This is a genomic window from Zunongwangia sp. HGR-M22, from assembly GCF_027594425.1.
In the GTDB taxonomy this organism is placed as follows: domain Bacteria; phylum Bacteroidota; class Bacteroidia; order Flavobacteriales; family Flavobacteriaceae; genus Zunongwangia.
Genome location: NZ_CP115159.1, coordinates 1,286,446 through 1,300,421 on the forward strand (window position 1 = coordinate 1,286,446; position 13,976 = coordinate 1,300,421).

16 protein-coding genes are annotated in these 13,976 nt (G+C 37.2%); 5 read left to right on the forward strand and 11 right to left on the reverse strand.

Annotated elements, in window-relative coordinates; all coding sequences use genetic code 11:
- The first annotated feature begins 13 nt into the window (after positions 1-13).
- Positions 14-559 (forward strand): tyrosine-type recombinase/integrase, encoded by a 546-nt coding sequence (locus tag PBT91_RS05700; protein WP_270061433.1) that lies wholly within the window; start codon positions 14-16, stop codon positions 557-559.
- A complete protein-coding gene (locus tag PBT91_RS05705; protein ID WP_443089621.1) occupies positions 559-1,689 on the forward strand; it encodes an IS91 family transposase in 1,131 nt (376 codons plus the stop codon). Before PBT91_RS05700 ends, PBT91_RS05705 begins: the two co-directional genes overlap by 1 nt.
- 328 nt (positions 1,690-2,017) lie before the next feature.
- Here PBT91_RS05705 and PBT91_RS05710 read toward each other — a convergent pair whose 3' ends face one another.
- From PBT91_RS05710 to xerA, 11 genes are all read right to left on the reverse strand, one after another.
- A complete protein-coding gene (locus tag PBT91_RS05710) occupies positions 2,018-2,698 on the reverse strand; it encodes a CPBP family intramembrane glutamic endopeptidase (protein WP_270060811.1) in 681 nt (226 codons plus the stop codon).
- Between the two features lie 626 nt (positions 2,699-3,324).
- Complete coding sequence (locus PBT91_RS05715; RefSeq protein WP_270058335.1) at positions 3,325-4,878, reverse strand: IS1182 family transposase; 1,554 nt, start codon at positions 4,876-4,878, stop codon at positions 3,325-3,327.
- A gap of 175 nt (positions 4,879-5,053) precedes the next feature.
- Positions 5,054-5,806 (reverse strand): hypothetical protein, encoded by a 753-nt coding sequence (locus PBT91_RS05720; RefSeq protein ID WP_270060812.1) that lies wholly within the window; start codon positions 5,804-5,806, stop codon positions 5,054-5,056.
- Positions 5,807-5,851: 45 nt separating this feature from the next.
- Complete coding sequence (locus PBT91_RS05725) at positions 5,852-7,405, reverse strand: IS1182 family transposase (protein WP_270060813.1); 1,554 nt, start codon at positions 7,403-7,405, stop codon at positions 5,852-5,854.
- 173 nt (positions 7,406-7,578) lie between these two features.
- Positions 7,579-7,956, reverse strand: coding sequence for a hypothetical protein (locus PBT91_RS05730; RefSeq protein ID WP_270060814.1), 378 nt, complete (start codon positions 7,954-7,956; stop codon positions 7,579-7,581).
- A 3-nt stretch (positions 7,957-7,959) separates the two neighbouring features.
- Positions 7,960-8,421, reverse strand: a complete 462-nt coding sequence (locus PBT91_RS05735; protein WP_270060815.1) for a hypothetical protein — start codon at positions 8,419-8,421, stop codon at positions 7,960-7,962.
- A gap of 158 nt (positions 8,422-8,579) precedes the next feature.
- Entirely contained in the window at positions 8,580-9,056 is a 477-nt protein-coding gene (locus PBT91_RS05740; RefSeq protein ID WP_270060816.1) for a hypothetical protein, read from the reverse strand.
- Between the two features lie 5 nt (positions 9,057-9,061).
- Positions 9,062-9,433 carry a hypothetical protein gene (locus PBT91_RS05745; protein ID WP_270060817.1) on the reverse strand — a complete coding sequence of 124 codons (372 nt, stop codon included), beginning with the start codon at positions 9,431-9,433 and terminating at the stop codon, positions 9,062-9,064.
- Between the two features lie 208 nt (positions 9,434-9,641).
- Complete coding sequence (locus PBT91_RS05750; RefSeq protein WP_270060818.1) at positions 9,642-9,998, reverse strand: hypothetical protein; 357 nt, start codon at positions 9,996-9,998, stop codon at positions 9,642-9,644.
- On the reverse strand, positions 9,995-10,270 hold the full coding sequence (locus tag PBT91_RS05755; protein ID WP_270060819.1) for a hypothetical protein: 276 nt from the start codon (positions 10,268-10,270) through the stop codon (positions 9,995-9,997). Before PBT91_RS05755 ends, PBT91_RS05750 begins: the two co-directional genes overlap by 4 nt.
- An 88-nt stretch (positions 10,271-10,358) precedes the next feature.
- Positions 10,359-11,486: a site-specific tyrosine recombinase/integron integrase gene (gene xerA / locus PBT91_RS05760; protein ID WP_270060820.1), complete on the reverse strand. Its 1,128-nt coding sequence runs from the start codon at positions 11,484-11,486 to the stop codon at positions 10,359-10,361.
- A gap of 66 nt (positions 11,487-11,552) precedes the next feature.
- Between xerA and PBT91_RS05765 the strand changes: the two genes are divergently transcribed.
- The 3 genes from PBT91_RS05765 (at position 11,553) to PBT91_RS05775 (ending at position 13,878) form a co-directional block, all read left to right on the forward strand.
- Positions 11,553-11,921, forward strand: a complete 369-nt coding sequence (locus PBT91_RS05765; RefSeq protein ID WP_270060821.1) for a hypothetical protein — start codon at positions 11,553-11,555, stop codon at positions 11,919-11,921.
- A gap of 113 nt (positions 11,922-12,034) precedes the next feature.
- On the forward strand, positions 12,035-12,259 hold the full coding sequence (locus PBT91_RS05770; RefSeq protein WP_270060822.1) for a hypothetical protein: 225 nt from the start codon (positions 12,035-12,037) through the stop codon (positions 12,257-12,259).
- 419 nt (positions 12,260-12,678) lie between these two features.
- Positions 12,679-13,878 carry a site-specific integrase gene (locus tag PBT91_RS05775; protein WP_270060823.1) on the forward strand — a complete coding sequence of 400 codons (1,200 nt, stop codon included), beginning with the start codon at positions 12,679-12,681 and terminating at the stop codon, positions 13,876-13,878.
- Positions 13,879-13,976 lie beyond the last annotated feature (98 nt).

The window sequence follows — 13,976 nt, forward strand, 5'->3', positions numbered from 1 at the left end:
CCAACTCCCTGTAGTGCTTAGCAAAGCTGAAGTACGTACCTTGCTCAAAGCACCCAAATATCTCAAACACCGATTGATCCTGGGGATGCTGTATGGGTGTGGACTAAGGAGCTATGAACTCTGTGCCCTACGGCTCTGCGATGTAGACTTTGACCGACAGACTGTTTTTGTAAAAAAGCAGAAGGGCAAAGTAGACCGTTATGTGCCACTTAGCGAGCACTTGGCACGTGGACTTAAAAAATACATTGCAACGGAATCTCCAAAAACCTTCCTCTTCAACAGCCAGGTAACCGATGATGGCGCCCCCCGGCCCATAACCCCCACCGCAATACAATGGGTCATCAAAGAGAACCGAAGTAAAGTAAATACCCACAAGACTATTACCGCCCATTGCCTGCGTCACACTTACGCCACGCACTTGCTGGAGGCAGGACTCAATATTATGAGCCTGAAAGAACTTTTAGGACATGCCTTTATCGAGACAACGCTGGTATATTTACACGTTGCCAACACTGGGAGTTCACGCAAGTTTAGCCCCCTGGATACCCTTTTTCAATAATGCGCAGTCACCTTAAGGTGGCCGATGTGCTGGAGATGGAGCAGGATTATATCTCCTCACGGGCATTTACGAGCTGGCACAGGCGTACCCTTCATGCCATCCGTAAATGCCGCACCCCTGCTATGGGCGGACATATCGATAAGTGCGATTGCTGTGATAAACTCCACATCAGTTACAACAGTTGCAGGAACCGGCATTGCCCTACCTGTCAAGGCCATAAACGCGAACAGTGGATACAGGCACGGGAAAGTGAACTGCTCAATGTTCCTTATTTTCATGTAGTCTTCACACTCCCTTCGGAACTGAATGCGTTTGCTTTATCCCATCCCAAAATAATTTATGGGAGCTTGTTCAAAGCGGCCTGGTCCACCCTTAGACAGTTCGGGGAGAACCCCAAGCACCTGGGCGGGCAAATGGGCATGATAGCCATACTGCACACCTGGGGCCAAAACCTGAGCCTGCACCCGCACTTGCATTGTATTGTTCCTGGAGGTGCGGTAAAGAGGTCAGGCAAATGGAAACCTGCAAGGAACAAGGGAAAATACCTGTTCAACGTGAAATCCATGGGGAAGGTATTCCGCGCAAAATATAGTGCACTGCTTCGAGAGCAAAAGATAGCCATACCACAGGAAATCTATGATAAGCTCTTTGCTAAAAACTGGGTAGTCTATGCAAAGCAGCAATTCCACACCCCAAAATATGTAGTAGAATATCTGGGCCGTTACACCCATAAGATCGCAATAAGCAATCACCGGATAAAACAAATAAACAACTCCCAAAGGAGGGTAACCTTCCAGATTAAGGACTACAGGAAAGCGGGCCAAAAAGGACAACTAATACTGGATACCCGTGAGTTCGTGCGCCGATTTGCACTGCACGTACTGCCCAAAGGTTTTACAAGGATAAGGCATTACGGCATCCTAAGCAGCAGTTGGAAAAAGCATAAACTACCGGCCCTACAAAATATCCTTGCAGGGGTGCCAGTAAAACCTGTCGAAAAAAAGCCTCCATTGCTCTTGGGCAAATGTCCAAGTTGCAAAAAGGGAAAACTAGTCACCGCTCTAACTTTCGATAAGCGTGGACCGCCAGATAAATGGAGAAAACTACTTTTATCCATTAATAGCTTTTAAAAACTGGCCTGCACCATGCGGGGCGGGAGAGTTATGTCCTAAAGCCAAGGATTTATTCAAAAAGGGACCGGAAAAGGAGGCTAATCGATACGTAACTAGATTTAAGTAACTAGAAAAATGTTGGAGCCTAAAAAACTCAACAAAAATTGTGGCTCATCTGCCCCAATAAAATTCCAGAATAATACAGGGTAAAAAGGTATTCCCCATAAAGGAGGAAACGGATCCGTCAACAAGATATTCAGCCCTGGCCTATCGGCGGGCCGAATACTTAGTTATTGGCAGCTGGCTTTTTTCTTTCTATTTTAGAAAATAATTAAAATTACTTTACTTAACTAAAGAAATTATTAGATAAATTTATTAGTGAATGTATTAGTACGGGTATTGCTAGATTTCTTGTTTTAATATAAACCAAACTTAAAATTATTCCTATAAAAAATGCTGTTGAAAAAAACGAATAATCCAAGTGTCCCAAACTGAACAAAAAACTTGAAATTAATACAGCAGTAATAGTTTTATATTTTTCATTGATTTTTTCAAAGATTATTTTTCTATAAAAAGTTTCTTCTAATATAGGCATTAACAAAAGAGTCCTTAAATAATAATAGAATTGTTCGAAACCTGTTATATCCCAAGTTATCTTTTGTAAAGAATAGTTGTAAATTTTTTCTTTGTTTATAATTTTATCTATAAGGTCAGGTAAATCCAGAAATGGCCAGATAACAACAATTAAAATTGTTACAAAAATACAAACCATAATATTCCTTAAATTAGGAATTTTTACATTTTCAAAAGGATTATGTTTATAATAATACGTATAAAAACAAACCACAATTAACAATCCTAGATCAATACTAATAGCCATTGCGAATCTAGTATGATCATAAGTGCCAATAGTCGTATTCACCACTAAAAATAACGAAATTTGAAGAAATACTAATAAGAGGAAAAGGCCAAAAACTTGGATAATCGGATTGTAATTTATATATGTTAAGATATTATCTTTAGGCACATTTATTTTTTATGTGGAATTTCAGCTTGCTGCCAACGTCTGCGGATATCGAAAGTAGACATTACATTACTGGCTAGTTTGTTATCACCGTTAAGAGTAAAAATAGTAAAACTTTTCGAATAGGCCTCTACTTGGCTATTTTCGATGATCCGCTGTTGTGTGCAGTAATTTTTTGAACCGACCTTAGCAGTAGCCTTTTTAAATATTTTAAAGTTCTTTATTCAAAAAATTACGGAGTAAGCGCGGCGCAATCATTAAAGAGTATGTTTTTGACAATAATTGCTCATTATCAAGGTCGGGACTGATATGTGCTGTTATTGTCAAAATTCTAGGATCAAAGGGAAATAGGGGAGTCCGTAGCCTTTCTCCACTGTGATTAAGGTACTTGATTTTGTCAAAAAAATCCACTACCTTAACTCAGGCTTTTATACGAGTTCGCTCGTATTTGAAAGTGCACTTTCATACGATCTCATCGAAAAGCCTGGGTTGAGGAATTGTATTCCCCAACTCTCACACTTCCGAAAGGCTACGTCCTTTTTTGATTCTAGAAAATACTCCTTTATCGGTGTAAAAGCCGCGCTTATTGCTCACAACGGCAGTCTGTCTCAAAACTACCATATTTGGTTTTAAAAATAGTTGAAATTAGTATTGAAAACAAAATTTATACTCTGATCAGTATTTTTTGTTTTGCATTCGGTAAAAGCTTTATTCCGTCTTATAGAGGCTTTTATACACTTCTTGAAGGTTAAAAACAGGGCTACGATGAGTTGCTGTAAGGCGATTTTACTATTGAATAATCTTCTTAAATTATAAGCCAGAGCGATGAGTCCAAAATCTGCAGCAGCTGCTTTGATGCCCCTTTTGGTCATGATATGATCAAAACCCCATTGGCGCTTCATAGTGCCATAGGGATGCTCGACCAGCGCCTGCCTCTCTTTATAAAGCTCTCCGCTTTGTTCGACCCGCTTGGCGTTGCCTTGGATGTTCTGGGTAAATTGAGTGCGCTGTATAATCTTACCGTTAGCTTTGGCCGTGGTACACTTGCTGCGTACCGGGCATTCCTTACAGGCCTTGGTCTTGTATTGTTTAAACGTATAGTTTCGGGCTTTGTACCAGGAGCCATTGCTGTATAAAGTATTTCCCTGGGGGCAAGTATAGGCGTCATCATCAGGATTATAAATGAAGTTTTTAGCATTGTATTTAGGATCTGGCGCCTGACTTTTACGTCCAATGGCCGGAATGGCCACCAGGGTATCGATACCCAGACTATCGGCAATATGGAACTCGCTCCCGGTATGATAGCCTTTATCATAGAGTGCAGTAAAGGAATTTGATCGTAAAATGGACTTGGCCCTTCTGAGCATGAAGCCCATTGCTTTTTTATCATTCTGATTGGTGAGTTTATAATCGATCAGTAACTTATGTTTGGCATCTACGGTCGTTTGCGCGGTGTAGCAGACCTCGGTAACGGTTCCCCTTACAATTTGATGTCTGCTATCAGGATCAGAGGTCGATCGTTGTGGGTTTTCAGAAGAAGCATCCTTGTCTAATTGTTTTTGTATTGCCCGGTATTTGGTCTGTTGCTGTTTGCGCCCTTTAATTTGTTCTTTAATTTCTTCGGTTTTTTTCTGATCGCCATCAGCCTTGGCCAGTTCTTGGTTATGCTCTTCGAGCTTTCTATCGATGTACTCTAAGTGCCGCTGTATTTTCTTTTTGTTGTAGTTATTTTTTTTGCTGTTTTGCGCCCTTAGCTTGGTAGAATCCCCGGCAATAAGTGTTCCCCCGATCAGGTTGAAGTTACGGGCGATAGCCACGCTTTGCCGGAACACCTTTCGGATGGCTTTTGGGTTTTCTTTTCTAAACCGGGCAATGGTATTGTGATCGGGTTTTAAGTTTTTAATCAGCCAGATCACTTCAATGTTACGATAAGCCTCTTTCTCCAATCTTCGGGACGATCGCATCTGGTTCATATAGCCATAGATAAAGAGTTTGAGCAGATCTGCGGGGTCATAAGGCGGCCTCCCTTGAGTTCCTATAGTTTGAAAGCCCATCTGTGATAAATCGATCAAGTTGACGAATTGATCAATAAGCCGTACGCTGTTATCCTCTGGGATCATATCATCCAAACAGGTCGAATAAAGGCTGAGCTGTTCGCGGTCTTGTCCTTGTTGGTATTCCATATCCTAAAAATACAAAATTCTTAGGTTTTGAGACAGTCTGACGGTTCCGAGTATGGACAGTTGTGGTTTGGTTTGCCAGGTTGTGTCCGCTTAAAATAAATATAGCTAAAAGCATCGAATATCGATTAAGTATTTAGCCACAATTGACCATACGCGTTGTTGCCACCAGTTATTTTCAAAGATAGTATTGACTTAAAAAACTCGGATTTTCTTTTTCTTTTGGGTAAAAATAAATTCCTATTAATAATTTACTGTTACCAGGAACTTTGTCATTTACCCCTTTGTCAAAACTTGTCCATTCTGTTTTTTTAATTATCTCAATTAATTTTTTGTCGATTGGGTTTTGAAATCCACTTATTTCAATCACGTTTTTAATACTCAAGTCAGATGCAAAAGTTATTTCATAAATCCCATATTTTTTCTCAAGTTCAATTCCTTTGAACTGCTGTAATTCTTTATGAAGTTTCGCTTTTTCTCGATAACTTATTTTGTCCGTAAAATTTATGTTTTTTGACTTGAAAGTTTTTAGAATGTCTAATTCTCTTTTCTGTCGTTTCTGATTTGTTTTGTTCAAATAAAGTAAACCAGAACACATTCCAATTCCGTAATTTCCATCTTTGTTTTTACTTGCATAGGCAATTAAATTTGTGTTTTCTGGAATGTAAATATCACAAGAAGTTCCAATTCCATTGTCACTTCTCCCATATACATAAATTGATTTTAATCGGTCGCCTTTATACAGCTCATTAATTTTAATATCTGCTCTATATCCGTGTTCGTTCTTTTGATTTGGATAGATTTTAATTATTGTCACATTAGCAACAAAATCAGATTGAGTATATTTTTCAGTTATTTTCGGCGGATCGCAATCGCAAGCAAAAACTCCAATTGAAAATAGAAAGATTGTTATTTGCAGGATTTTTTTCATAATTGGTGCCAACGGCAGTCTGTCTCAAAACTACCATATTTGGTTTTAAAAATAGTTGAAATTAGTATTGAAAACAAAATTTATACTCTGATCAGTATTTTTTGTTGTGCATTCGGTAAAAGCTTTATTCCGTCTTATAGAGGCTTTTATACACTTCTTGAAGGTTAAAAACAGGGCTACGATGAGTTGCTGTAAGGCGATTTTACTATTGAATAATCTTCTTAAATTATAAGCCAGAGCGATGAGTCCAAAATCTGCAGCAGCTGCTTTGATGCCCCTTTTGGTCATGATATGATCAAAACCCCATTGGCGCTTCATAGTGCCATAGGGATGCTCGACCAGCGCCTGCCTCTCTTTATAAAGCTCTCCGCTTTGTTCGACCCGCTTGGCGTTGCCTTGGATGTTCTGGGTAAATTGAGTGCGCTGTATAATCTTACCGTTAGCTTTGGCCGTGGTACACTTGCTGCGTACCGGGCATTCCTTACAGGCCTTGGTCTTGTATTGTTTAAACGTATAGTTTCGGGCTTTGTACCAGGAGCCATTGCTGTATAAAGTATTTCCCTGGGGGCAAGTATAGGCGTCATCATCAGGATTATAAATGAAGTTTTTAGCATTGTATTTAGGATCTGGCGCCTGACTTTTACGTCCAATGGCCGGAATGGCCACCAGGGTATCGATACCCAGACTATCGGCAATATGGAACTCGCTCCCGGTATGATAGCCTTTATCATAGAGTGCAGTAAAGGAATTTGATCGTAAAATGGACTTGGCCCTTCTGAGCATGAAGCCCATTGCTTTTTTATCATTCTGATTGGTGAGTTTATAATCGATCAGTAACTTATGTTTGGCATCTACGGTCGTTTGCGCGGTGTAGCAGACCTCGGTAACGGTTCCCCTTACAATTTGATGTCTGCTATCAGGATCAGAGGTCGATCGTTGTGGGTTTTCAGAAGAAGCATCCTTGTCTAATTGTTTTTGTATTGCCCGGTATTTGGTCTGTTGCTGTTTGCGCCCTTTAATTTGTTCTTTAATTTCTTCGGTTTTTTTCTGATCGCCATCAGCCTTGGCCAGTTCTTGGTTATGCTCTTCGAGCTTTCTATCGATGTACTCTAAGTGCCGCTGTATTTTCTTTTTGTTGTAGTTATTTTTTTTGCTGTTTTGCGCCCTTAGCTTGGTAGAATCCCCGGCAATAAGTGTTCCCCCGATCAGGTTGAAGTTACGGGCGATAGCCACGCTTTGCCGGAACACCTTTCGGATGGCTTTTGGGTTTTCTTTTCTAAACCGGGCAATGGTATTGTGATCGGGTTTTAAGTTTTTAATCAGCCAGATCACTTCAATGTTACGATAAGCCTCTTTCTCCAATCTTCGGGACGATCGCATCTGGTTCATATAGCCATAGATAAAGAGTTTGAGCAGATCTGCGGGGTCATAAGGCGGCCTCCCTTGAGTTCCTATAGTTTGAAAGCCCATCTGTGATAAATCGATCAAGTTGACGAATTGATCAATAAGCCGTACGCTGTTATCCTCTGGGATCATATCATCCAAACAGGTCGAATAAAGGCTGAGCTGTTCGCGGTCTTGTCCTTGTTGGTATTCCATATCCTAAAAATACAAAATTCTTAGGTTTTGAGACAGTCTGACGGTCTCGGCTATGAGTAGTTGCGTGGTTTAGCACTTAACTTTGCAAGTACACACCAAACTGAAAATCCGCGAGGATTTTCAGAAGTAGGCGAGAACAAGCAATTACTTATAGCCATTGTTGGCAACTGGCTTTAATAATCATTTTTATATTTTTTGTAATTGTCATTGTCTTTCCAAAACGAATAACACTCTTTCATACGTTCCAATTCAAAATCTTTATCTGATTTCAACTCTTCCCAGTCTTTTCCGTAGATTTCACTACAAAGTTTATAAAATCCATCTCCTTGTTCTCTATCTTTTGATTTATGAATTATTAGCGAACTTAATAACGGTCTACCTTTATGATATTCGTGTATAGATATATTTCCAAGAAATTCTCCAATAATTTCTCTGTCGTAACCATTGTTGAAGTTTAGACCTAATAATAGTTGTTCATTAAGTTGAGAATAGCTCCAAGGTGTTTTATTTCTAGCAAGTTCGATTAATTTATTTCTTATCTCTCTTTCCATAGGTTATAATTTTTCTAATCCTGTCAACCAAGTTTTTATTTCTTTCAATATCCTTGTATCTCTGGCTTTTTGATTTTTTAAATCTAGTTTGTTGAATTCCTCAACATTGATAAAAACTCTCAACCAGCCTTTAGAATAATTATAATTGTCAATCAAATGCTTTCTTCCTTTTCCTTTAGTTCTACACGAACAAATAATTATATCAGGTGAATTTATTAATTCAGAGCTTTCAACTTTTAAGTTATCAATTTTTTTAACTTCCCATTCAGTATCTCCAGATGAATTAATACCTATCGATAGTTTTTTAATTTTTAAAACTCCGTGAGTGTCTTTCAAAAGATTTGTTGAGTCAAAACCTACTGTGTTTGAACAACCATAATTAGAAATTATCCAATCAACAATTTGATTAATTTTTGTTGTTTTTCCTGTTTCAGACTTTCCTTTAAGTATAAAAATTTTTTTCATTCGTGATTTTCTTCAGCTTGTTGCCAACGGTTTTGAGTATGGACAGTTGCGGGTTGATTATCCAGGTTTTATCCGCTTAAAATAAATATAGCTAAAAAGATCGAATATCGATTAAGTATTTAGCCGCAATTGGCTATACGCATTGTTGCCCACAGTATTTATTTCCGTTCATAAATCAATACGTATTTTTCCCTGTCAGCAATTGTCATTGAGTCAATTTCAAAAATTAAAATTCTTTTCTTGACTGGCTTTTGATAATAAAAGCCATCTTTTCTTTTAGTTACAATTTTAGCTTTTTTTAGTGAAGGCAGATAAGGACTTTCTGGTTCAATTCGCAATTCGAGATTAATTTCATTTGTTTCTTTGTCTAAGAACCATGTTCCGTATGAAATATTCAGAGGATTAAAACTTTTATAAGTTCCATCATCATTGAAAATATAACTATCTCGATTTACGTTTTCAATTCCCATATCACGTCCAAATCTTGTCAAAGGAATTTTTGTTTGTTTATCTCCATTCTCATCCTGCAATTCAATAAATGTCCATTCTCCGAGTAAATCAGATTCAGTTATTTCTTGTGAAATGCCAGTTTGAAATATCAGAATTGTTAGTACTGTATAAAATATTTTTCTCATTTTGTTTAATAAATTGGCGCATCGAATTTCACAATAGTCGTATCATTTTCTACAAAAAAATCTACCCAATGGTCAAGCGAACTTCCATTCGTATAATATCCGCCACCGCATGTTTCATTTTTTCCATCTGCTCTTTCAAAGGTTAACAAATAAGCTCCATCAGATTCGTTCTTACTCATTGGTAAAAATTCTCTAACAGATTTATTTGGTTCTATACTGTCAAAATTTAAAAACTTGACTTTTTCGCTTGTAGTAAATTCAATTTTAGATATTGTTTCGCTTGAATTATTTTTAATATTAACTTCTATTCCGTCTTTTTTATAGAAAAAACACGAGTTTAAAGAAATAATTAATGTTAAGGCAAGCAGTTTTCTCATATTGTGGGCAACGTTTAGTATATGGCAAGTAGGGCAGTAGAAAGAGATAAACTTTCGAGTTTGCTCTGAGCCAAAGCGTTGTATTTTGTTTTTAACTTATTCATTTTTTAAAAGCCAAATCAACGATTTGGCGGTGTTGGTAGATAGCACTGAACTTTCGTAAACCACTGAACGCCCTATTTGCTATATACCGTGTTGTGTGCTGGCTTTATTTTTCCCAATGTTCTACTTTAAAATTTTGAACTAAAGAATCTGCGGTCAACTCAATCATTAATGTCTTTGTTTCAACTGGGTCAATGTCCCAACCGTAATCTTCCATTAAAGTGTAACCGATGGTATTCTCTTTTAAGTTGGCAAAGTTTTCAGGTTGTCCGATTAAGTCAGTTAATTGGTGAAAGGTCATTCCTTTTTCCAAGTGATTTTCCATCAGGTCTTTTGCCATAGATTCTCTATACTTATAAAATCCATCAACGCTTTCATTCCATCTGGATTTCTCAAAATCGAGTTGTTCAGCCCCACAAGAACCTAAAAAACAAAGGCCAAATATTATGTACAGTTTTTTCATCCTTCTTCTGTCCATTTTTTTGTTGACGACCTGTAAACTTTCGATTCTCCAACACTTAGACCATACCAAACCATATAAGTTGAGTCAGTCTGTATTTGATAAAACGATGGACTATCCATTTTTTCAGTCAGTCCAAGCTCTGAAACATCTTTTGGAAGTCGATTATTTTCCTTTTTAAATGTCTCAACCTTTTCAATTAGCATTTCAGCATATTCTTGTCGTTCATTGTTGAATTCACAACTATGAAGTCCGAATAGCAGAACTAAGGTCAATATTTTTATTATCGGTTTCATTTTTTCAGCTTGCACACAACGTACGGATAACACAACAAGTTGTGTTATATCCATTTTAGTTAAAGTACTAATCTAGTGGATTTTTTATTGTTTTAAAAGTATTTGTAGCCACGTGCGTATAAATTTCTGTGGTTTTTGTGGATTGATGCCCCAGTATAACTTGTATTTGTCTCAAATCGACCCCTGCCTCCAACAAGTGCGTCGCAAAACTATGCCTTAACATATGCGGGGTTACTGGAACAGCAATTTTAGCTTTTAGAGCCGCGTTCTTTATGATATTTACTACGGCCTGGCCAGAATATCGATCCCCCTTTTGACCTTCAAAGAGATAGTCTTTGGGTTTCCAGATTTTATAATAGCTGCGTAAATTTAATAATGCATTATGGGATAATAGGCTTAGTCGATCCTTATTCCCTTTGGCCTGTTTTATCCTTACCAGCATTCTCTTGCTATCGATATCATTAATTTTTAAATTCAGTAATTCACTTCTTCGTAAGCCGGAACCATAGATAAGCTGGACTATGCATTTATGTTTCAGATTGTTGGTATGGGCTATTATGGATAGCACTTCCTCCCTCGAAATAACCTGTGGGAGTCTATATGCTTTTCTGGGACGTTCGATTTCATAAAAACGGTTGGGCATACCCAATACCACTTCATAATAAAATTTTATAGCATTGATGGCCTGGTTGAGATAGGAGTTTGACTTTTCCTGGCGAATGAGCCTTTGCAGGTAAGCGCGTATATGCGTTTCATTTAGTGTATATGGGTCTTTATCGGGATAGTAATTGATAAACTGTTCAAAAAAAGTCACATAGGTTCGTACTGTATTTACGGCATAACGTTTCAGTTCTAATTTAAGCAGGTAATCTTCAGGACAACGGCGATAATTATCGGGGAGGCTTCTGTGACGAAACCAATCCGCATCTACCTTTTCATTACCGGTGTTTATAGGCCTGTTGGTTAAGAAACGATTATAATTGATCCAGGCAACTCCTTTAAACGTATTATCCAATTGTGCCAGATTTTCTTTGCTATTGGGAATATAGACCAAATGGTACTTAGGGCTCCATTTTGGGCTATCCAGACTTTTTATAAGTGCCTGTATAACCTTATCTGGAGCGAACCTGATACCAATCACCTTCTGATTATTGATCATCAGATTATACAGTGTAATATTTTTAATCGAACCCATTGTTCAATATTACAGCATTTTAAAAATATTAGCGGTATATTAGTCGTATAATATACGTTTATTGCTATGAAGAGGTGCCCGGTTTGTGAATCACGTATTATTGGTAGGTCGGATAAGAAATTTTGTTCGACCAAATGTAAATCCGTTCACCAGTATGAAACACGACAAAAAACAGAGGCTTTTTATATCGAGATCGATCGTCAACTAAAAATAAACCGAAAGATTTTAAAAACCTATAATTACAAAGGGTATACTACGGTAAGGAAATCAGCACTCCTAAACGACGGTTTTAATCCCGGTTTTTTCACTCATTATTGGAAAAATTCCAGAGGGGATGTATACTTTTTTGTTTATGATTATGGTTTTCTAGATTTAAAAAAATCAGGTAAAAATAAATATCTGATTGTACAATGGCAGGAATATATGCGTAAATAGCTTATTATAACCAAATCATTACACTCCTGGATTTGGATTAATGCTAGAAAATTTTGCTAATAGCAACAGATATTAACATGCTTCATTACTTTTACTTTTAATAGATTTTGATTATGAAGGTTTTGACGCTTTACCAATATAAACTATTATCGGATCATGAGCAATACGAGTTATTATTTACCCAGGGGGATTTCTTGGATATGGTTATAGAGGGGAATTCCCGATTTGCTGTTTACGCGCTTTTCAGATTTTTTGTAGAAGTAGAATATAATAATAAGGAAAATAATGGTATTGCAGTTGTATTACAAGATGGAATAATACAGCGGAATAATTTATGATTTGTTCCATTAATGAAATTTAATTTTTTATTTTAGTAATCCGTGAAATTGACGAAACAAGTCAATTAATTTTGAAAAAATGATTCCGATTCGGTGACCTTTTAAAAACTTAGTTTGAAAACTCCCGATTGGCAAGGCATACGAGAGATGGGGATCGTCCTGTCATCCCGACTTTTTAAACTACCAAATTTTGGTTAATTAAGGGTAATTATATGGTTTTCATTTAGTTACCCTTTTTAATACGTTAAATTCTACCAAACTTCACCAACTATAATGTGAGTTATTCGTGAGTTTTGGGCTTTTTCGTGAGTTAATCGTGAGCTTATTTTTTGTATATTGATTAGCCTCATGCCCCTTAGTACATATTGATCGTTTTGGCTTTCAACCCTTAATTATTGTTTCATTTAAAAAACAAAACGATGCGTACCACTCAAACATTTATGATTTCCTTTTTCATCCGCAAGAAAAAAAACAAGCCGGAGGAAGCCCTCCTTTATGCCCGAATATCAGTTAACGGCATTTATATTGAAATGAGCCTAAAACGTAGCTTGGAAGTAAGCCGTTGGAACCAATCAGCCTGCAAGTTAAATGGCAGCAGTATGGAAAGCCAACAACTCAACAAAAAGATAGACGAAACCAAGGCACTATTATATAAGTCATATGATAGCCTGCAAAAGGAAGATCAGGTGATTACCGCCAGTGCAGTGAAGTCACGGTATTTGGGCATTGATAAAAAACATTACACCTTAATCCAATTACTGGATTACCACTCCACTAAAATGAAAGGTGTTTTGAAATATGGAACATTAAAGAATTATACGACTACAGAAACTTATCTAAAGAATTACCTAAAAGAAAAACGTAACATCTCAGATCTTTATTTAAAACAGATCGATTACCAATTTACGCTTGGTTTCGAGCGATTTCTGCGTGATCTACCATCACTAAGTAACAATGGCGTCATGAAACATATGGAACGTTTTAAAAAGCTTATGCGACTTGCTGAAGATCTGGATTGGATTGAAAAGAACCCTACTAAACGTTTTAAGCTTCGTTTTCATCATGTCGATATGGTGTATTTATCGAAAGCAGAGTTACAGAAGATCAAGGAAAAGAAGTTCAAGCGCTCTACCCTTAGCATTAACCGTGATATTTTTGTGTTTTGCTGCTATACCGGATTGCCTTATGGTGATGTATTGGAACTAAAGAAAAAGCATATTCAAATCGGAATTGATGGGAAAAAATGGATTTATACAAGGCGAATGAAAACAAATACCTTGCTTAGAATTCCACTTTTGGAAGAAGCCGAACGCATCCTAGAAAAGTATAAAGAACATCCACGGGTAAGTAATAGTGATATTTTGCTTCCGGTGTATTCCAACCAAAAAACAAATCAATACTTAAGAGAGATAACAAAAGCGGTCAAGATCAATAAAGCACTTAGTTTTCATGCAGCAAGGCATACTTTTGCCACAACGGTAACCTTAGCTAATGGTGTACCCATAGAAACAGTCTCCAAGCTTTTAGGACATACCAAATTATCTACTACCCAAATTTATGCACGAGTGATTGATTCTAAAATTTCAAATGATATGGACAAGTTGAGGGGAAAATTGTGATGTAGTTGGCATAACGCTATTCATCCCTTTTCTTACCAATCGGGATGTTTCGAAATTTGCTATCAATAGGTCACAGAAACATTATGATTTAATTTAAT

Excerpts from the sequence above, each read along its gene's own strand:
- PBT91_RS05705 (WP_443089621.1), top strand. The coding sequence starts at position 559 with ATGCGCAGTCACCTTAAGGTGGCCGATGTGCTGGAGATGGAGCAGGAT.
- PBT91_RS05770 (WP_270060822.1), top strand. The coding sequence starts at position 12,035 with ATGAAGGTTTTGACGCTTTACCAATATAAACTATTATCGGATCATGAG.
- PBT91_RS05720 (WP_270060812.1), bottom strand. The coding sequence starts at position 5,806 with ATGAAAAAAATCCTGCAAATAACAATCTTTCTATTTTCAATTGGAGTT.
- PBT91_RS05730 (WP_270060814.1), bottom strand. The coding sequence starts at position 7,956 with ATGGAAAGAGAGATAAGAAATAAATTAATCGAACTTGCTAGAAATAAA.
- xerA (WP_270060820.1), bottom strand. The coding sequence starts at position 11,486 with ATGGGTTCGATTAAAAATATTACACTGTATAATCTGATGATCAATAAT.
- PBT91_RS05715 (WP_270058335.1), bottom strand. The coding sequence starts at position 4,878 with ATGGAATACCAACAAGGACAAGACCGCGAACAGCTCAGCCTTTATTCG.
- PBT91_RS05750 (WP_270060818.1), bottom strand. The coding sequence starts at position 9,998 with ATGAAAAAACTGTACATAATATTTGGCCTTTGTTTTTTAGGTTCTTGT.
- PBT91_RS05765 (WP_270060821.1), top strand. The coding sequence starts at position 11,553 with ATGAAGAGGTGCCCGGTTTGTGAATCACGTATTATTGGTAGGTCGGAT.
- PBT91_RS05740 (WP_270060816.1), bottom strand. The coding sequence starts at position 9,056 with ATGAGAAAAATATTTTATACAGTACTAACAATTCTGATATTTCAAACT.
- PBT91_RS05745 (WP_270060817.1), bottom strand. The coding sequence starts at position 9,433 with ATGAGAAAACTGCTTGCCTTAACATTAATTATTTCTTTAAACTCGTGT.
- PBT91_RS05735 (WP_270060815.1), bottom strand. The coding sequence starts at position 8,421 with ATGAAAAAAATTTTTATACTTAAAGGAAAGTCTGAAACAGGAAAAACA.
- PBT91_RS05775 (WP_270060823.1), top strand. The coding sequence starts at position 12,679 with ATGCGTACCACTCAAACATTTATGATTTCCTTTTTCATCCGCAAGAAA.
- PBT91_RS05725 (WP_270060813.1), bottom strand. The coding sequence starts at position 7,405 with ATGGAATACCAACAAGGACAAGACCGCGAACAGCTCAGCCTTTATTCG.